The sequence below is a fragment of the Sphingobacterium sp. BN32 genome (genome assembly GCF_030503615.1).
Lineage (GTDB): Bacteria > Bacteroidota > Bacteroidia > Sphingobacteriales > Sphingobacteriaceae > Sphingobacterium.
Genome location: NZ_CP129963.1, coordinates 4,048,467 through 4,067,657, shown reverse-complemented (window position 1 = coordinate 4,067,657; position 19,191 = coordinate 4,048,467). Strand labels below are relative to the sequence as shown.

17 protein-coding genes are annotated in these 19,191 nt (G+C 44.9%); 15 read left to right on the top strand and 2 right to left on the bottom strand.

Going from position 1 to position 19,191, the window contains the following annotated elements; translation table 11 throughout:
- Positions 1-4: 4 nt before the first annotated feature.
- Both QYC40_RS17225 and QYC40_RS17220 read right to left on the bottom strand, forming a co-directional pair.
- Positions 5-913 carry a toprim domain-containing protein gene (locus QYC40_RS17225; RefSeq protein WP_301991449.1) on the bottom strand — a complete coding sequence of 303 codons (909 nt, stop codon included), beginning with the start codon at positions 911-913 and terminating at the stop codon, positions 5-7.
- Between the two features lie 690 nt (positions 914-1,603).
- Positions 1,604-2,110 (bottom strand): RNA polymerase sigma factor, encoded by a 507-nt coding sequence (locus tag QYC40_RS17220; protein ID WP_301991448.1) that lies wholly within the window; start codon positions 2,108-2,110, stop codon positions 1,604-1,606.
- A 458-nt stretch (positions 2,111-2,568) separates the two neighbouring features.
- Between QYC40_RS17220 and QYC40_RS17215 the strand changes: the two genes are divergently transcribed.
- The 15 genes from QYC40_RS17215 to QYC40_RS17145 all read left to right on the top strand — a co-directional run bounded on the left by QYC40_RS17215 (position 2,569) and on the right by QYC40_RS17145 (position 18,846).
- Positions 2,569-5,667 carry a TonB-dependent receptor gene (locus tag QYC40_RS17215; RefSeq protein WP_301991447.1) on the top strand — a complete coding sequence of 1,033 codons (3,099 nt, stop codon included), beginning with the start codon at positions 2,569-2,571 and terminating at the stop codon, positions 5,665-5,667.
- An 8-nt stretch (positions 5,668-5,675) separates the two neighbouring features.
- A complete protein-coding gene (locus QYC40_RS17210) occupies positions 5,676-7,352 on the top strand; it encodes a RagB/SusD family nutrient uptake outer membrane protein (RefSeq protein ID WP_301991446.1) in 1,677 nt (558 codons plus the stop codon).
- Positions 7,353-8,104: 752 nt separating this feature from the next.
- Positions 8,105-8,461 carry a hypothetical protein gene (locus tag QYC40_RS17205; protein ID WP_301991445.1) on the top strand — a complete coding sequence of 119 codons (357 nt, stop codon included), beginning with the start codon at positions 8,105-8,107 and terminating at the stop codon, positions 8,459-8,461.
- 171 nt (positions 8,462-8,632) lie between these two features.
- Positions 8,633-8,908 carry a DUF4134 domain-containing protein gene (locus QYC40_RS17200; RefSeq protein WP_286651439.1) on the top strand — a complete coding sequence of 92 codons (276 nt, stop codon included), beginning with the start codon at positions 8,633-8,635 and terminating at the stop codon, positions 8,906-8,908.
- Positions 8,909-8,921: 13 nt separating this feature from the next.
- Positions 8,922-9,245 carry a DUF4133 domain-containing protein gene (locus QYC40_RS17195; RefSeq protein WP_301991444.1) on the top strand — a complete coding sequence of 108 codons (324 nt, stop codon included), beginning with the start codon at positions 8,922-8,924 and terminating at the stop codon, positions 9,243-9,245.
- 10 nt (positions 9,246-9,255) lie between these two features.
- Positions 9,256-11,739 carry a TraG family conjugative transposon ATPase gene (locus QYC40_RS17190; RefSeq protein ID WP_301991443.1) on the top strand — a complete coding sequence of 828 codons (2,484 nt, stop codon included), beginning with the start codon at positions 9,256-9,258 and terminating at the stop codon, positions 11,737-11,739.
- A 1-nt stretch (position 11,740) separates the two neighbouring features.
- On the top strand, positions 11,741-12,421 hold the full coding sequence (locus QYC40_RS17185) for a conjugal transfer protein TraI (RefSeq protein ID WP_301991442.1): 681 nt from the start codon (positions 11,741-11,743) through the stop codon (positions 12,419-12,421).
- A gap of 11 nt (positions 12,422-12,432) precedes the next feature.
- Complete coding sequence (locus QYC40_RS17180) at positions 12,433-13,092, top strand: hypothetical protein (protein WP_301991441.1); 660 nt, start codon at positions 12,433-12,435, stop codon at positions 13,090-13,092.
- Positions 13,082-13,708, top strand: coding sequence for a TerB family tellurite resistance protein (locus QYC40_RS17175; protein WP_301991440.1), 627 nt, complete (start codon positions 13,082-13,084; stop codon positions 13,706-13,708). Before QYC40_RS17180 ends, QYC40_RS17175 begins: the two co-directional genes overlap by 11 nt.
- A gap of 26 nt (positions 13,709-13,734) precedes the next feature.
- Positions 13,735-14,928: a conjugative transposon protein TraJ gene (traJ, locus tag QYC40_RS17170; protein WP_301991439.1), complete on the top strand. Its 1,194-nt coding sequence runs from the start codon at positions 13,735-13,737 to the stop codon at positions 14,926-14,928.
- Between the two features lie 11 nt (positions 14,929-14,939).
- The gene (gene traK / locus QYC40_RS17165; protein WP_301991438.1) at positions 14,940-15,560 is read left to right on the top strand and encodes a conjugative transposon protein TraK; all 621 of its coding nucleotides are present in this window, start codon (positions 14,940-14,942) and stop codon (positions 15,558-15,560) included.
- Positions 15,560-15,976 (top strand): hypothetical protein, encoded by a 417-nt coding sequence (locus tag QYC40_RS17160; protein ID WP_301991437.1) that lies wholly within the window; start codon positions 15,560-15,562, stop codon positions 15,974-15,976. Before traK ends, QYC40_RS17160 begins: the two co-directional genes overlap by 1 nt.
- On the top strand, positions 15,966-17,213 hold the full coding sequence (gene traM / locus QYC40_RS17155) for a conjugative transposon protein TraM (protein ID WP_301991436.1): 1,248 nt from the start codon (positions 15,966-15,968) through the stop codon (positions 17,211-17,213). The genes QYC40_RS17160 and traM overlap by 11 nt, the downstream gene beginning before the upstream one ends.
- Positions 17,214-17,223: 10 nt before the next feature.
- On the top strand, positions 17,224-18,051 hold the full coding sequence (gene traN / locus QYC40_RS17150; protein WP_367652297.1) for a conjugative transposon protein TraN: 828 nt from the start codon (positions 17,224-17,226) through the stop codon (positions 18,049-18,051).
- Between the two features lie 21 nt (positions 18,052-18,072).
- Positions 18,073-18,846 (top strand): hypothetical protein, encoded by a 774-nt coding sequence (locus QYC40_RS17145; RefSeq protein ID WP_301991435.1) that lies wholly within the window; start codon positions 18,073-18,075, stop codon positions 18,844-18,846.
- Positions 18,847-19,191: the final 345 nt, after the last annotated feature.

The window sequence follows — 19,191 nt, the reverse complement described above, 5'->3', positions numbered from 1 at the left end:
CTGCTTATGATTTTATCTTCAATGATCCGAATGCTACTTTCTTCGAGCGCCCGATTGAACAGGCCCATTCATTCAGATCTTTATGCTCTTTGTATAGATTGCTCTCATCCGTATACCTTTGATCAGATGCAAGTGTCATCTGTGTCAGATTTCTACCTGTCTGATCCTGGTCGAAATAAAGAGAGATGTTTTGATGCTGCTCCAGCACTGGTTTGGCGCGATCGAAGAACGATGCAGAGTTGAGAATAACGAAATCCATTCTGTTCTCATCCAAATCTCGATGTAAGGTTCGAAAAGTGAGAAAATCCATAAAGCCTTCAAAGGCTGCCACCTTTGGATGGTCTCGGATATAAGTAGAAATATCTTTAGGGGAGCTGCTAATCTTCATGAAACTGTTGCGAATTTCGTATCCACCAGAACGGTTAGGAAAGCCCAAACCGAAATATGTCTTATTGTCGATTTCAAAATGAAGCTCGCGAAGATAGCGGTCGGCGATGCTGATCGAAATGCGCCTTTCTTGAAGGTAGTTAAGCAATGCATCATGGCGCAAGGAGCGGTTCTCTACAATCCTCAGTCCGCTTCGGGTATTCCATGCGGGGGCCTCTGCTCGCTGCCTTTTTTGCTTGAGCGTCGAGGCGTGGTTAATAGAGTCCAAAAACTCTCCAATAGTGAATTGATTGTATCGCATTGCGAAATCAATGATATTTCCTCCCTGACCCATTCCATAGTCATACCACCTGTTCAACCGTCGATTGATCTTGAAAGAAGCTTCCTTTTCAAGGCGCAGAGGAGAAAGATACCAAAAATTATCCCCACGAACCCGTGTAGGCTCGTGGCCCAGACTTGAGAGATAACTCACCATGTCAATTCCCTTTATCTCGTTCAAGTCGGGCTTTAGTTTTTGAAACGTCATACCTATTCTTCTAATTTCTGAACGACTCTGAGTAAAACTAAATTAGTAAGTGATAGTCAACAAAGGAATACATCGCAAAAAAACGATAGGGGTGCCCATTGCAAAAATAGGATAGGGCATCTCATAATGATTCCAGAAACGTAATCTTGGTCACCGCCTGTTGAGCGGAAGCTGTAACGCCACCAAACTCGCCGGACTCCCTAGCGTAAACTCATTGCATCGGAGCGTTCAGCGAGTAGATGTTTTACGATATTGCTTTTATAAATAGAATGCGTGAGATAAAAAGCGAGGAGCCGGTTGCTCAGATAGATTCCGAATCGAGTCTTAGAAAGATTATTCTAGATATTCACGTACGATTTTTTTCCGAATACAAAACAGGGCTAACCAAGCAGACGAGGATGAGCGAATAAAAAAACAATGGAAAAAAGTAGCCAACCTCGGGCGAGGCTGGCTAATTACGCTAACTTCTCTCGAATGAGGAGATCTAATTATTTGCCATCAATATAATCCTAATGGATAGAAGATAGCTTTCTTTTTTGTGTATGACGATCTCGAATAATTTTTCACCTTGTTACTCATACCCCCGATTTAAAACAGGCCGATTGAGTGTTATAGGGCTAATTGCTTTTAAAAACCTAGGGGTGGGTGGGATTTCTGGATGGATGATGAAAAGACAATCAGACAACGTTCTTAAGCATTCCACTGATATTCTTTCAGTTTTTGCTGAAGGATTTTCCGAGCAGTATGAATCCTAGTTTTTACCGTGCCTTCAGGAATATCCAAATGTGCCGCTATCTCATGATATTTATAACCCTCGAAATGCATCATAAATGCTTGATAATATTTCTCAGGTAAGCTTTGAAGCGCCTCTTGAATTTCGCCCTTTATAAAAGTCCTTTCCCCGTGGTTCGATACAGAGGTCAAGACCTTGCTTTCTTGAGACTGTTGATAAGACCGATATTTCTGCGCTAAGGTAGATTTACGACATTCATTAATGAACGTATTTCTCATTATGGTGTAAATCCATCCAAGGACATTGGTGCCCTTGACAAATTTTGTATGGTTGCGCACAACTTTTAATAACGTACTTTGAACCAAATCTTGGGCGTCTTCATCATTTCCTGTAAACTTAGTCGCATATTGCATAAGCGCTGCCGAATGAGCCAGCACTTCCTTCTTAAAAAAATCATTGTTCATGTTTTAAAAGTTAAGTTTATCCCTACGAATTGTTGACTATGTCTCTGGTCAAAGACGGTTTAGATAACTGAGCTAGCGAGAAAGCCTCGCGCCACGCGCTAGCCTGTTGAATGTTAACGGTTGTAATGCTAATGAAAGAGCAAGCGTTATGCCAAAATGACGATTTATGTCGCTGTATTGCATCAAAATTCTTGAATCGTTGAAAATAGCTGTATATGGATAGCTATAGCGGAAAAAAATGAAATTATCGGCCAAATATGGCACGCTAGCTTTTGACCTTGAACATTTTGTTCCTTCTTGAGCGTCGTATAAACCGATTCTTAATGATTTCTTAACCTAACCTTTATCCAGGATGACTTTACAATGCATCTTTTTTTTTCTTAGTTTTGTGCGCGTTAGGAAAGCCTAGCTAATTAATCTATAACCATTTCCTGGCAAAGGAAATACAAAACTCACCTATGAAAAAAAGAAATTTATTGCTATGGGCAGCGATGGGCTTAGCACTTCATTCACGGGCAGATGCAAAACCACCCTTCCTCAGCAAAGACCTGGGAAATTTGCACCATGCCTCCTTACAACGAACGATACAAGGATCCGTGAAAAGCGTTTCCGGCGAATCAGTTCCCAATGCATCGGTAAGTAATTTATCCACCGGAAGCTCTGTACAAACCGACGAACAAGGTCGCTTTCAAATCGAAGGACAGGTGGGGCAGCAGCTGAGAGTGACCATTGTCGGCTTTGATCCGAGAACACTTACGGTGGATTCCTATAACATGGAAATTTCACTTGATCCTCGTGATGAAGCGTTGGAAGAGGTGGTTGTAGTAGGGTACGGAACGCAAAAAAAAGTGAACTTGACCGGTGCAGTAGCTACCCTGTCTGGCGATGAGTTAGAAAGCCGGCCTATTGCCAACGTAGGGCAAGGGCTACAGGGACAATTACCAGGATTGACCATTAAGAACAATAACACTGGACCAGGGAATTCTGCGCCACAAATCCGCATTCGCGGTATTGGAACTTGGGGCGATGCTAACCCACTGATCGTTATCGATGGTATACCCGGAGGTAACATGAATATTCTAAATCCCGAGGATATCGAAAATATCTCAGTGCTCAAGGATGCTGCTTCCTCGTCAATTTATGGTGTGCGCGGAGCCAATGGCGTCATTTTAGTTACGACCAAAAAAGGCAAATCGGGAACACCGAGCTTGAACTTCAATAGCTATTACGGATGGCAAACCCCCACAGCTTTGCCTAAGTTCCTCGGATCCGTGGACTATATGATTCTTCAAAACGAAGCAAACGAAAATGCTGGGCAAGGTCCTACCTACTCCCAAGATCAGATCGAAATTGCCCGAAATGGTTCTGACCTAAACTATTTCGCCAATACCGATTGGATACAGGAAGTATATAAAAAATCAGCCCCTCAGCAAAACTATAACCTGAGCCTCCAGGGAGGAAAGGATAAAACCAGCTATTACGCTTCCTATGGATACCTGGGAGAAGGTGGACTGGTCATCGGTGATAATTTCAAAGCGGGCAGGCACAATGCTAGAATACGGTTAAGCACCGAAATTCTAGATCGCGTGCAGCTCGACGGAAATTTAGGCTATGTCGATCGCGGATATAATGGATCGGCCTCAGGAAATGATCCGTTATCCATGGCAACCTCGATACGACCGCTGGTGCCGGTGCGTTTTTCAAATGGTAGTTGGGGATATCACGGTGGCCAAAGTAACCCCGTGGCGATCGCAACAGATGGTGGAACCGATCGTTTTACCTCACAGGAAATAACAGCGAACATTTCGGCTACTGTAAACCTGATGGCCGGACTTGATCTTCGCGGACAATACGGTTTGGTAAAATATAACTCAAAGCGTAATAAACTACTCAAGACAATCAATTACTATAGTCCGGATGATGATAAATTGATCTATCGGTCAAATTACCCAAATAACATCCGCATGGATCATTATTCGCAGACCTACCAAACCTTTGTGGGGACGGCGACCTATCGAAAAAGTATCTTAGAAAAACATAACTTCACCGCCCTGCTGGGTTACTCGCTAGAAGAAACGGTTGGCGCCGATTTTTGGGCGTCGCGTCAAAACCTGCCTGTTCAGGATTTGGAATCCCTGGCAGTAGGAACGGAGAATCAGTTAAATAACAGTTCCAGTAACCAGAATGCACTCATGTCGTTCTTTGGTCGCCTAAATTACGACTATCAAAGCAGGTATCTATTGGAAGGTAACTTTCGTTACGACGGATCATCGCGCTTTCACCCGGATGTGCGTTGGAACTGGTTCGGATCCTTCTCGGCGGGGTGGGTGCTTTCCGAAGAATCTTTCTTTCAGGATATGAAGAGCTTCTGGAATTTCGCCAAACTGCGACTTTCTTACGGTACGCAAGGTAATGATAAAGTGGGCCGCGACTTCCCATACATGGCAACCCTTTCCTCGGTACAGATCACCAGTAACAATCCGATAGGCGATGAAGGACAAGTAGGGTTTCGGCAGACATTTATCCCGAATCGCTACATCACGTGGGAATCCTCAGAAAAATCGAATGTGGGCCTAGACCTTGCATTCTTGAATTCCCGATTGAGCGTAACGGGCGAGTACTTCGTGAACAACACCAAGTCGATTATCTTAAATCCTCCATTGCCCGATGTAATTGGTGTCGGCACAGGATACCCCGCGCAGAATTCTGGACAAGTACAGAATAAGGGCTGGGAAGTTGTAGTAGGATGGAAGGACAAGGTAGGCGAACTCAGCTATTCTGCAAACTTTAACCTGTCGGATGTGAAGAATAAGATTACCAAGTTGGAGAATTATGCGACCAATTTAGGGGATAAAGTTCGATTAGAAGGCTATCCGTTGGATGCATTCTATGGATTTCAGGCGGATAGGATAGCACAGCAGAGCGACTTTACATTGGTAGGGGATAAGTTAGTTCCCAACTTTCCATTTCAAAAAGGAGATCTGGTTGCCCCTGGTGACCTGATTTATGTTCCTCAGAATCCTGAGGCAAAAGAAATTACAGCGAAGGACGACCGCGTTATATTGGGCAGCGACATTCCACGTTACACCTACGGATTCAGGGGCGATCTGGCCTACAAGGGCATTGATTTGAGCTTTTTCTTACAAGGTGTGGGTAAAGCCGACGGTTATTTAGGCGGTTCAGCACGCCATCCATTCATCAACAACAGTGCGATGCCTCAAGAGGTACACCTCGATCGATGGACGCCCGACAATTTAGATGCTTCCTATCCGCGGCTGGTTTATATGCGAACCCATAATACGCGCTTATCATCCAAATGGATAGAAGATGCCTCGTATCTTCGACTAAAAAATATTCAGATCGGTTATAGTTTCCCGACCCAATGGATGGAGAAATTGAGAGTTTCAAAGATGAGAGTATTTGTTTCGGCAGACAACTTATTTACCAAAACAGACTTCTTTTATGGCTACGACCCGGAAATTCCATCGGGAAATACGGGTAACTTTTACCCACAGGTGAAAACATATGTCGTAGGTGTCAATCTTAATCTTAAATAGTAACAGCCATGAAAAATATCATTAAAAATATCACTCGTTTAAAACATGTATGGATCTTTGTTCCCTTGGTGGCCCTAAATAGTTGTAGTGATTTCCTAGACCGGGTCCCTCAAGACGAAATTGTCGATGAAACCTATTGGAAGACGCAGGAACAATTGGAAATGGCTGTAACGGGAATTTATTCGCGTGTCAAAGCCAAAAATATCATCGATATGGAGAATATGGGGGAGAACACCATGTGGCCTACTACCACCGAGTATAAGGATATCGGTTCTGGCGTATTTCCGGTGACGCAGCCCACAGTGGACAACGAGTGGCGCAACATGTACCGAGACATTAGAGAATGTAACGTGTTTTTGGAAAACTATAAGCGAGCTCAAGAGACCGTACCTGGAGCTAACGAACGTCTGGCAGCAGAGGTCCGAGTCATTCGTGCTCTAGGCTATAGCTTCTTAACATCCTTCTATGGCGATATCCCGCTTATCTTATTGCCCTTAGAACCCGATGACCCTCAGCTTTATGAAGTGCGCAAAAAGCAGGAGGAAGTCGTTGACTTTTTGATTAAAGAACTTGATGAGGCAGCAGCGGTTCTTCCCGAAAAGATCCCGACAGGAAAAGACCTTGGCCGCATTAGCAGAGGAACAGCGCTTGCGTTGAAAGCCAGAATTGCACTAGCTTATCAGCGATATGAGGTAGCCGAGAAAGCAGCAAAACAGGTAATGGATATGGGGGTGTACAAGCTCTATACGACGGGCGATCCCAAAACGTCTTATCACGACCTATTCACTAGAAATGGGAAATTGGCATCTGGAAAAAATCAAGAGACCTTGTTCGCAAGACTCCACAAAATGGACGTGATTATGCACAATTTAAGTCGAGAGATTCAAGTACCCGACCAATTTGCGCGTTTCGTGCCGACTAAATCACTGGTAGATTCCTACCTGTGTATCGATGGGCTGCCGATCGAGAAATCACCGCTCTATAGCGATGCGACCTACCAAGATGTATTTAAAAATCGCGATCCCCGAATGACCCAGACCATCTTGGTGCCCGGAGATCAATGGGGAGGACGATATGACGGTCGCCCTGTAGCGCAGAATCCAGATCCAAGTATTTTCATGGTACCCAAATTTACCCAGGACGGACGCGGATCGGTAACTACAACTGGCTATTACTATAAAAAATATGTAGAGCTGTCTGCTGTGCCCAATTACAACCGAGATGATAACGATATCCATCATATCCGCTACGCAGAAATATTATTGACTTATGCAGAAGCACGAATGGAACAGGGTAAATTAACGCAAGCCGACTTGGATATGTCGATCAATCTGCTAAGGGATCGCGTGGGGATGAAACATATGAACCTGAATTTTTTAGCGCAGAACGGCATGGATATACGTACGGAAATCCGCCGTGAACGTCGCGTCGAGCTTGTTCTGGAAGGACAGCGCTATTTTGATGTTCGCCGATGGAAAGAAGGTGATCGATTGGGTAAAGATATTGAAGGCGTAAAAGCATCTTGGTTTGGGCAGCTAGCAAGCTCCGCGTATAGAAAGAATGCAGAAGGATATTTGGTAGTACAGTGGAACAGAGCTTTCGAAAGCCCTAAAAACTACCTATGGCCCGTGCCGCAGACTCAAATCGATAGAAACCCGAACTTAGGTCAGAACCCAGGTTGGTAAGCACTCTGAGTTCAAATGAGGGATACTCGTAGCTGTTCAACATTGTTTGGCGTGATAAATTATAAACAGCTCTACGCATTTATGGGATATTTATTTATCGCTGCCCAGCGTGAACTCAACTTCTATCAATAGCCAGCCCAAAACAGGGGCTGGCTATTTTTTTATTTCAGCTTATCGAGATCGGCGCGTTATCTTTTCTGGGATATTGCCAACGTTAATGTAGGCGCTCCATTAACTAAAAGTATCGACCGACAACCTTCCATTCGAGCTTTTCAGCGGAGAATCTCGACAATCTGCTTCTTCCCAAACAGATGTATATTCTACCTGTAGAATCCCACCACATCTTTTCAGCCCGCATCGCCCAAGGTCATTTGATCTATCATCTCTGATGAAAGATAGGGGACTCAGCAGTTACTTCCGATATACCCTCTGAATACGGTTCGAGTCAACCCTAGAAGAAAACTTGAGTGGGAGGGATTAACAGCCTTTATCCCTCTCCAGCAGGTTGCACACAGTACATTGCTTGAAGAGGTACAACTTAGGGTACAGAATAAATTTGTGCTTGCGCTTCCTAGCGATTTGGTTTTGCTTTGCTATGGCAAAGGTTAAACATCGTTAATGTTGCCACATCATGTTCAGCAATTTCAGACCAAAAATTAAAAAAGGAGGCTTTTATGTTTCAAGAAATCACTTGGTTACAATTTTTGACGGCTCTACTGCTTGTTGTCTTGTTGTACTACCTAGTCATTTTTATGTTATTCAGTAAGGGGGATTTTAAAAAGCTCCTCAGAACCGGGAGCTTGAAAAATGAAGATACAGATCTTAATCCATCTCCCCTGAAGGATACTACCGGGGACCAGAACGCGGAGCAAGGGACAATCCACGAAGAGTTTGTTAGCCAGCTCCGATTTTACCTCGAACCCTATCAAGGTGAAACGATCGACCGGGAAGGCATCATGTCGGTACTTGCCGGTCTATTAATTCAATATCCTGAAATATTAAGTATGCTCGGATCGCAGGGCTTTATAGCACTGGTAAAAAACGAATTGAAGCAGGCGGAAATTGATTTCGTCCCTGACCTGGCATGGGACGCGCTATTAGCTAAATAATCCACAAAGGCTCCTCACCCGCTCCCCACGCCCAGCGTATCACCTATGGAATGTGAGGTGACGGGCCTTTCTATTAAACACGAAAACTATTTTTTTATGAAAACAACTAAAAAAGATTGGATGGGGAAACCACCGGTGTGGTTCATAACCACAGCACATCGCGTGAGCTGCATGCTCCTACTTTTTATCTGGACATTACATGGCCATGCTCAAGATGGTATCGCCGGAATCAATGCCGCCAATGAGCAGGTGCGTAGCTATTTCGAGGAAGGTACCAAGTTGATGTATGCTGTAGGGGCTATACTTGGTCTTATCGGTGCCGTTAAGGTTTTTCAGAAATGGAACAACGGCGACCCCGATACTGGTAAGGTGGCGGCAGCATGGTTCGGAAGCTGCGTTTTTCTGGTTGTCGTGGCAACGGTTATCAAATCATTCTTTGGCGTTTAATTAAGGCAGAGCTATGGCAAACTCAATTTATTCCATCAATAAAGGGGTTAACCAACCCATTATGTTCAAGGGATTTAAGGCCCAATACATCACGTATCTAGCTATTGGTCTGGTCGCATTGCTCCTGCTGTTTGCGATCATGCACTTTTTTGGCATGCCCTCCTACCTGAGTGTGCCTGGCGTGCTCATCGCGGGGCTTTTCTGGGTACGATACATTCACCTTTTAAGCAACCGATATGGTCAATTTGGTCTATTGAAAAAGCTGGCGATAAGTCGCATGCCCAATAGCCTACACATCGACTCGCGCCGTGTATTTATCCGACCTAACAAATCATAAATTCAATCTTATGGGCATCAATTTAAAAGATATTTTCCCTATAATGGACGTGGAGCACGATTGCATACTCAGCAAATCGGGAGATGTAACTATTGCTTATGAGGTAACGCTGCCTGAAATATTTACGCTGTCGGATTTGGAATACGAGTCGCTCCATCAAGCGTGGATTAAAGCGATACGCACGCTTCCCGAGGGGACCATTTTTCATAAACAAGACTGGTTCAACTTAGCAAAATATACTGCGAATTTCCATGACGGCAGCCTCAGCCATTTAGACCGGTGCAGTGAAGAACACTTCAACGGTAGGCCTTTCCTTAAACATCGCTGCTTTATGATGCTAACCCGATGTTCGAGCAGCAGAAAAACAGTGAACTCACTAACGAGCAGCCTGGTTTCTGGGAAATTTATTCCGACGGAGCTGCTGGAAGAAAAATGGCTAAAAGATTTCGAGGGAATCTGTTCTCAGTTTATACGTATTTTGAACGATAGCGGTTTGGTAAAAACTAAGCGGTTGATAAGAGAGGAGCTTCTGAGCGACGCGCACAAGAAAGGATTTATTGAGGCTTACCTAACCTTGTCCCTTACTGAAAAGCCTTTACAACTTAATGATATAACGATCGGCGAAGAACTCAAGATTGGCGATCGTTTCTGTCAGCTATATTCGCTTTCGGACGTCAACGACCTTCCTAATGTATGTGGCAGCAGAATTGACTACAGTCGATATTCGACGGAAAGATCCAAGTTAGGAATCGGTTTCGTATCTAGCATCGGTCAACTGCTCCCTTGCGATCATATCTATAACCAATATATCTTTATTGATAATCGCATCAAAACGATCGAGAGATTTGAGCGTAGGAGACTTCGGCTTCAATCGCTTTCAGCATATTCTCGAGAAAATGCGTTTGCGCGCCAGGCAACCGATGAGTTTCTGCAGGAAGCTGCCAGCTTGAAGCGACAACCTATCAAAGCACATTTTAACCTCTTGGTCTGGGCCAGCGATAAATCGCAATTGCAGCAGATAAAAGATCGTGTCTCCTCAGCATTGTCTCAAATCGATGCTGTCACCAAGTTGGAAACCGTCGGTGCGCCACAAATTTTTTGGGCCGGCATACCCGGTAATGCCGCAGAATTTCCAATGAACGATACGTTCCACACCTTTGCACCGCAGGCTGCTTGCCTGCTGAATTTGGAGACGGCTGCTCGAAGTTCGAACAGTCCGGTAGGAATACGTCTTGGAGACCGGTTGACCGGCAATCCCCTGCACGTGGACATTTCCGATGAGCCGATAACAAAAGGATTTTGTACGAACCGAAACAAGTTCATTCTTGGACCCTCCGGAAGCGGCAAATCATTTTTTACAAATCATCTAGTGCGGACCTATTTGCAGCAGTCCAGCCATATCGTGTTAGTTGACGTTGGTCACAGCTATAAGGGTCTGTGCGAGATGGTCTCAGGTTATTATTTCACCTACAGCGAACAGCAGCCTCTTGAATTCAACCCCTTTTATCTGGAGGCGAGCGATTCACTAGATACCGAGAAAAAAGAGAGCATCAAATCGCTTCTGCTGGCACTCTGGAAAAAAGATGATGAAACATTTAGGCGATCCGAATATGTTGCCTTATCTAATGCGATAACCGGATTCTACGAGTATTTGGGGACTAACACCCATATTTTTCCGTCGTTCAATACCTTTTACGAATATCTCAAAGAGGTTTACCACCATCAGCTAAGAAGAGAACATGTCAAGCAACAAGATTTTGATATGGACAACTTTCTATATGTTCTAAAACCTTACTATTTAGGCGGAGAGTTCGATTACTTGCTGAACGCACGAAAAAATCTGGATCTTATTCAGCAGCCCTTTATTGTATTTGAATTGGATCAAATTAAAAACCATCCCATTCTTTTCCCAGTAGTTACTTTGATCATTATGGAAGTGTTCATCTCTAAGATGCGTAAGTTAAAAGGCATTCGCAAAGTAATCCTAATTGAGGAAGCATGGAAAGCGCTAATGAAGGAAGGATTTGCCCAGTATATACAATATTTATTCAAGACGGTTCGAAAATTTTATGGCGAAGCGATTGTAGTTACACAGGAAGTTGACGATATCATTTCTTCGCCAATCGTTAAACAGGCTATCATAAACAACAGCGACTGCAAAATCTTGCTCGATCAGAGCAAATACCAGAATAAGTTCGATCATATCCAAGAGCTCTTGGGACTCACGGAAAAGGAAAAGGCCCAAGTGCTTTCTCTGAACCGCTCCAATGATCCGGCATTAAAATACAAAGAAGTATTTATCAGTTTAGGAGGAGTGGTAAGCAGAGTGTTTCGTACCGAGGTGTCCTTGGAAGAATATCTGATTTTCAGTACCGAACAGAAAGAAAAGTTAATGCTCAGCGAATATGTACGTCTGGCGGGCGGCAGCCTGCCTAGCGGGTTGCGCAACTTAGCTAATGCCATTAGAAGCGGACAGGTAAAACTAGGAGATTGATATGAAAAATAGAAAATTCGCACAAATACTGCTAGTGGGCCTACTCGTTTGTGTTCCCATAACGCAGGGATATAGCCAGCTGGCGATCGCTCAGATCATTAAAGCTGGGATCAAGAGGGTCATCAAAGCGGTAGACCTGCGGGTGCAGCGGCTTCAGAACCAAACAATATGGCTGCAGAACGCTCAGAAAGAATTAGAAAATAAGCTCTCTAAACTTCGACTTCAAGAAATCACACAATGGTCTGAACGTCAGCGCCAGCTTTATAGTGAATATTACAATGAACTAACGAAGGTGAAGACTGTGATTCGGTATTATCGCCGGATTACTGAAATGGCGGCCCTGCAGAAATCGATTCTTCAAGAATTTCAACAGGCCTGGAGGAACTTCTCCTCAGATCCGCTATTTAGTGTGGCGGACAAGGCCCACATTAAACAAGTTCATCAAGGCATTTTGCAAGACTGTATGGAGAATGTGGACATGCTTACCCTTGTGATCCAATCTTTCACTACTCAAATGAGCGATGCTGAGCGTTTATCGCTGATCGAGCAGGTGCGTGAACGCATGGAAACGAACTACTTTGACATGAAAGTTTTCAACCAACAGACCAATATCCTGCGTCTGAATCGGCAAAAAAATGTACTGGACGACCAACATCTCCGATCTATTTATGGACTAAACTAAAAATGAATCCTATGGATAAGAAACTTATTATTTCAGTATTGTTGGCAAGTTTTGTAACCCATACCAATGCGCAAAACACCGCCGAGTGGCTCCGGCAGAAGCGGACTCAAACTCGGTATTCTTTAGAACAGGTTCTCGCAGCCAATGTGTATAACGATTATATCAAGAAGGGTTATGATGTACTTGCCGCGGGTCTGGCCACTGTGGCAGGCAGCAAAAGGTCCGAACTTGAGGGACATCGCACTTTTTTCGAACGAGTCCGTATGGGCATGATACGCGCTATCCCTATATCTTATGAGCAAAAATTTAAGAGAATAAATTTACGTATTTCCTATAACCTGCGACTTGCAGCTAAACTAACCGAAAATGGTGCCTTGGCGGCATCGGAAAAACAGTATTTCCGTGGAATATTTTCGAGAATAAACCTAGATAGGATGAGGCGAGAGGAAAAGCTCAAAATGGTTCTATACGCATCGGAACCGGCGATGAACGACCACCAACGTTTAAGCTTCCTGGATCGTTGTTTAGCCGAAATGGAGTCTGAGTTCGCCTTTTCAAAAACCCTCGTTACGGACTTAGATGCGCTGATAGCCGCAAGAGGGGCGCAGAAACGAGAGTATCATAGACTTAATCGGCTTTTATTAGGAAAGGAGGTTGTGGATGAAAACTAAAGCGAGGTGGATCCTAGCATTGCTGATCTTTCACTTACCCGTGTACGTTTCGGGTCAAAAACACGAAGTCACACAATTACTGCTGAACGTAGAAAAGCTGGCGCAGTTCAAGGATGTCCTACGTCAAATGAAACAGGGATATGAGATTCTATCGAAAGGTTATGGAAGCGTTAAGGATATTACACAGGGTAATTTCTCCTTGCACAAAGCTTTCCTTGACGGATTGCTAAAAGTTAATCCGACGGTTAAAAAATATTACGGAATCTCCGAACTAATCAGTCTACAGCTTCAACTCCTGGATCAAACCAAGCGCTCTTATTTATCCTTCATTCGCTCCGATTGTTTTAATTCCAATGAACTCCAATATATAGCGCGTGTACATCGTAGGGCTATTAAAGAAAGTGTGGAAGCCTTGGAAGAGCTCACTGCAATCCTTGCAGATGGTAAGTTTCGAATGAGCGACTCAGAAAGGATAGAAGCGATAGACGCACTGCTGGAAAAACAAAGAGAACGCAAACTATCGATAAACGCCTTTGATTCCCGTAACAAGCTATTGGTCCTTCAGCGCATGAAGGAATACAATGATGTGCTCTGGGTTGAAAGGATGAATCGCTGATAAATTTTTATCAAAAATATATGCTTATGAGAAGATCTTTAGTACCCTCGCTTTTACTCTTTGCTCTACCCCAAGGGGGCAGGGCCCAAGATCTTGCCGGCGAGATAGCAAGTTTGCAGCAGGTGCTGGACCAACTATATCAAGAAATGATCCCGCTCTGCAGCGGACTGGTCGGGGCCGGGCAAGGTATAGCCGGGTTTGCGGCGCTGTGGTATATCGGTGCTCGAGTTTGGCGACATATCGTGCGGGCTGAATCGATCGACTTCTATCCCTTGCTTCGGCCGTTCGCTCTTGGCTTTTGCATCGCTTTCTTTCCTAGTGTCGTTGGGCTTATTAATGGGGTGCTGCAGCCGATCGTGCAGGCCACGGGCCAAATGGTTGGCAGATCAGATAAAGCGATAAGCGAGCTTTTACAAGCAAAAAAGGAGCAAATAAAAGAAACCGACACCTGGCAAATGTACGTCGGGCACGACGGTGCGGGTGATAGGGATCGCTGGTATAAGTATACCTACGATGATTCCCCCTCGGGAGAAGGGATGTTGGAGGGGGTTGGCAATGATATTAAGTTCGCGATGGCCAAAGCGTCATACGCTTTTCGCAACAGTGTTAAAGAATGGATGAGCGAGATCCTAGCGGTGCTCTTTCAGTCTGCCGCACTATGTATCAATACGCTACGCACATTTCAGCTGATTGTGCTAGCTATTTTGGGGCCTTTGGTATTTGGGCTGTGTGTTTTTGATGGATTTACACATCTGCTTCGCGGATGGTTGGCCCGATATATACAAGTCTTTTTATGGCTGCCCGTAGCGAACATCTTTGGTAGCATTATCGGCCGTATACAGGAGAATATGCTGAAGATTGATCTCGCCCAGATCCAAGATGCGGGCGATACCTTTTTCAGTCGTACCGATGTGGCCTATCTTATCTTCTTGCTCATCGGGATCGTGGGGTATTTTACAGTGCCCGCCGTTGCGGGTTACATTGTCAGTGCTGGTATGGGCGACGCCTATAGTCGGCAAGTTTCAACGGCTTTCACTACTACGGCAAATGCTGGAGCGGCAGCTGTTGGCGGCGCCGCTGGTGTGGCGCTGGCAGGAGCGCAGCATGCCGTCAGCCACATTGCAGATGCTGTAGGAACTCCATCAAGTTCCGATAAGCCCCAGGAACGCCCCCAAGCTTCAGAAGATTATATGCGCGAAAAAATGAAAGGAACACCCTAAAAAAGATAAATATGTTCAACAAAATAAAAAATATCGATACGGCTTTTCGTCAGCTGCGACAGACAGTGGTGCTGGTGATTATTTCTAGCGGTCTTGTACTAGTAATCGCTTTAGGATTCGCCTACCGGCTGGTAAGTCGAACGCAGGACCGTATCTATGTACTGGCCGATGGGAAGGCCTTTCAGGTTTTTGCATCCAGTACCAGAGACAATATTCCCGTAGAAGCGCGTGAGCACATACGCAGCTTCCACCGTTATTTCTTCACCTTAGATCCGGACGAGAAAGCCATCAAATATAATCTCCAGAACGCATTGTACTTGGCCGATGTGAGTGCCAAGCGCGCTTATGATGACCTACAGGAAAATGGCTTCTATGCAAGCCTGATTTCAGGCAACGTCAATCAAACTATTCGGGTGGACAGCGTACAGGTCGATGTGGAAGAGTATCCCTACCGTTTTCGATGCTTTTCAAATCAACAGATTATTCGTCCACGCAGTATAACCCATCGAGAGTTGGTTACCGAAGGCTACTTAAGAAGAGTGTCCCGTAGCGATAACAATCCCCACGGTTTCCTTATTGAGCGTTGGCGGACCGTTCGTAATAGAGATTTATCCACTCAAAACAGATACTGATGAGAAAATTAAAGTTCTTTAACAAGTTTCCTCCGAATCGGTTCCTATATGGGCTGGCAAGGAAGGATCAGAAAAAGTTGCTCCGGCCAGGACCACGCCTTGCCCTGTTTCTTCTTATTGTTTTCCTAGTAATCATCATTCAATACTTTGTTTATCGCCCGTCAATGTTGGATAGCATTGTTTTTCCAAAAACAGCTCCAATTGCTTGGTCAGCGATATCTTTCCCAGAAGACCAACTGCCGATAATGGAGAAAGAATATCGCCGAATTGAACGATTCTGCCGCTATATGGACAGTCTGAGCAGAAGCGAGCCGGGGAAACATCTCCATGACAGCATTATGAGCAAACGCCCAGGGCTATTAGATAGCGCAAAACTGATATTGTTACACTATAAAAATCGTTACCATGACTTTTAGAATTAGATTACCGCTGAAACTTACACAGGCTAAAAAACGGCTTTTGCTTACCCTGCCATTCTTGTGTTCCCCTTTTTTGGTTGTCATCTTTTGGGCGATGAAATCAGGGAAATCCGCCCAACAGGCTAGTACAGCATCGCATGGAGGGCTAATGCAGCTTCCCTCGACGGATCTCAACAGGGACCGTGAAATGTCCAAATTGGACCACTACCGTAAATCGGAAAAGGACAGCGCCGAGCAGAACAACCGATGGAAACCACTTACGGACAACTGGACCGAAAGAATCGATGGTTTATATCCGGTAAGTGAACACGCTAATGAGATGCATGAGCAGGGTCCTGATTATGAAAAGCAGCTCTATTTAAAATTGGCGGAGTTGGATCGCAGTCTCCACGAAGTTTCGGATTTTGATGCCACCTCTGATGGTTCCTCCACCGCTGCTCAGCGGATCGAGACACCCTTAGAAGTAGATGGTCCTAAATCGCTGGCAAGGCCAGCGAGAGCTACTCCGCTTTATCACTCAAACTCCACGCTGGACACTGAGTCAGATCCTGAAATACAGCAGCTGAACACGATGTTAGATAAAATTATCCAAATTCAAGGGCCGAAGGAAAGCCCAAAGGAATCCCCCTCCGAAATTGAGCTTATGCAACAACGCCACTTGGAGCGAGAAGCCTCCAGTAGAGGAACATTAATCCAGGAGCGTATGCAAGATTCTTCATTGACCAGCGGGTTTTATTCCAGTGTATTTTCTGTTGATATGGCCGCTCACAAGGCAGTAGCTGCCGTTATCCACGAGAATCAAGTTGTTGGAAATGGATCGGTGCTGAAGATGAGGCTCTTAGAAGACTACCATGCCGGAAGTGTAAAAGTTCCCAAAGGCACGTTTGTATATGGAGCTGTTCAGTTAAATGGTGAACGTATGAAGATCCGCGTCGGGAACATCAATGTGAATGGTCGCATCGTAAATACTAAGTTAGAGGTTCATGACATTGATGGCATTCAAGGGATATACGTGCCCGAGATGCTGGACCGGGAGGTGATCATCAGATCAGCAGATCAATCCGTACAATCAATAGGACTTGGACAAAATATCTCTTCTGCACTAATTTCTGAGGCTACCAGCGCCGGTATTCAAGCTGCAAAGTCCCTGTTTTCCAAGAGAGCTAGGCGTATTAGAATAGAACTCAAGTCTGATTATCGCTTGCTTTTAAAAGACCTATCCATTGCTAAATAATCATTATGCTATGAAACTCCTATTAAACATTTTATTTTACATGCCACTGCTGATGGCAGAGCTATGTTCGGCGCAGTCTTCGATAAAAACGTATGCACGTGTGCACCGAGATACAATAAAGATTAATGACAAGCAAACTACTAATATTCTGTTTGCCCATCCCATCACGGTGTTTGACCGAGGAAGCGCGGACATTCTGGCTCAACGGTCACCCATGGCGGCTGACCTACTCCAAATAAAAGCATCAGGATCCGGCTTTGAGAACACTAACCTTTCCGTGCTGTGCGCGGATGGTAGTCTGCATGTTTTCAATGTTTCCTACGAGCACAACCCCACAAAACTCATCTGGGAGGTTGGTCTTGTACAACCAGACGCCGTCAACGATCGCGCTACTCAGGCTCGCCAGCGGTATCACGCGCGCGCCCTAAAGGTATCGCAATTGCTAGTGCCTAGTATGTCGGTCGGCCGGGAAAGGCAACAGATTGGCCTACGCCTTAACGGGATTTATATCAGCGAAGATCAGATGTACTTTCATGTTAAGCTTACCAATAAGAGCTATATTCCTTTTGATATCAGTCGGCTAGCGCTCTATAGCAGCGATGGAAAACGTGCGCGACGTGGGGCACACCAAGAAGTAGAGATACCTCCGCTGTATATCTTGGGTGATGTCAGACGATTGGAACGACGTTCTGCACATTCCGTAGTGCTAGTGACACCTAAATTGTCGCTAGGCAAAGGGAAAGAATTACGACTGCAGCTTTGGGAAGATCAAGGAGGGCGCCACCAACAACTGGTGATAAAGAATAAGCACTTAATCAAAGCGGTTCCATTAAACTAAACATAAGAAAGGAAAATTACTATGAACCAAAAAAATTATGAGTACCTCAGAGACCAACTATTGTACAGCGGATTTGGCGATTCGATGAATGCTAATTTGCAGAAAGCGATGAAAAAAGGCCAGGATCAATTTACGCTGAATTTTAAGCGAGAAGACGAAGCCGAACGAATTGCTGCACAACTAAGATTCTCTAAATCTAAACAGTCCGACATGTATTTTTTTAATTCCTACGAGTTGAAGATCACCAACCGCGCGAGCCTGCAGGGCATCAAGCAGCGGTTTTATGTGAACGGAAGAGATCGGTTCACTTTAAAAGAGGCCTATAATCTTTTGCATGGGAGGGCTGTGCACAAAGATTTAACTAACAAGGAGGGTGAGCGCTATCGGGCATGGGTGCAGCTTGATTTTAAAACAGTTGATTTGGAGGGTAATAGGAAATTTCGCCATTATCATGAAAATTACGGGTTTGATCTCCCTCGAGAGCTAGAGAAATTTCCCATCAGCGATCTGCAATATCCGGACAGCAAAGAATATCTTATCGCTTCGTTAGAACGCGGGAATCGCCATGATGTAACCTTTATGTTGGAACAAGGGGCGCGGCGAGTTTCTCTGGAGGCGAATCCCAAGTTTAAGTCCGTGGCAATTTACGATGGTTCGATGCGCCTAGAATTCGTCTCGATGAACTTAGACAAGCACGGACAGCAAAGTGCGCAAGATGTGCAGGTGGAAAATAAACAAAAACTTCAGGTAGATCAGCAGCCACCCGCTAAGCAATCAAAAGGAAAGAGGCTCTAATTCAAAAAAGATGGATGGTATGAATGTTTCTTCTTGCTTGCATCGATTTTTCCGCAAATCCGCTCAAGACCCGCGGATAGGCAAGTCGCACTTAGCCGTGTATATTGCACTGCTCCAACGATGGTATGAGCATGAATACCGCTCTCCTTTGCGCATGTTCGCGCGCGACGGTGCGCGGGCGGCAAGAGTATCGGTCGCTACCTACCACCAATGCATAATTGATCTGCACCAGATGGGGTATCTTCGATACCGTCCATCGTTCCGCAGCGATATCGGAAGCCAAATCGAATTTTTTAGATAGATGATATCAAACTATCGCTTGCTATCCCAGTCTTGGCTAGCTGC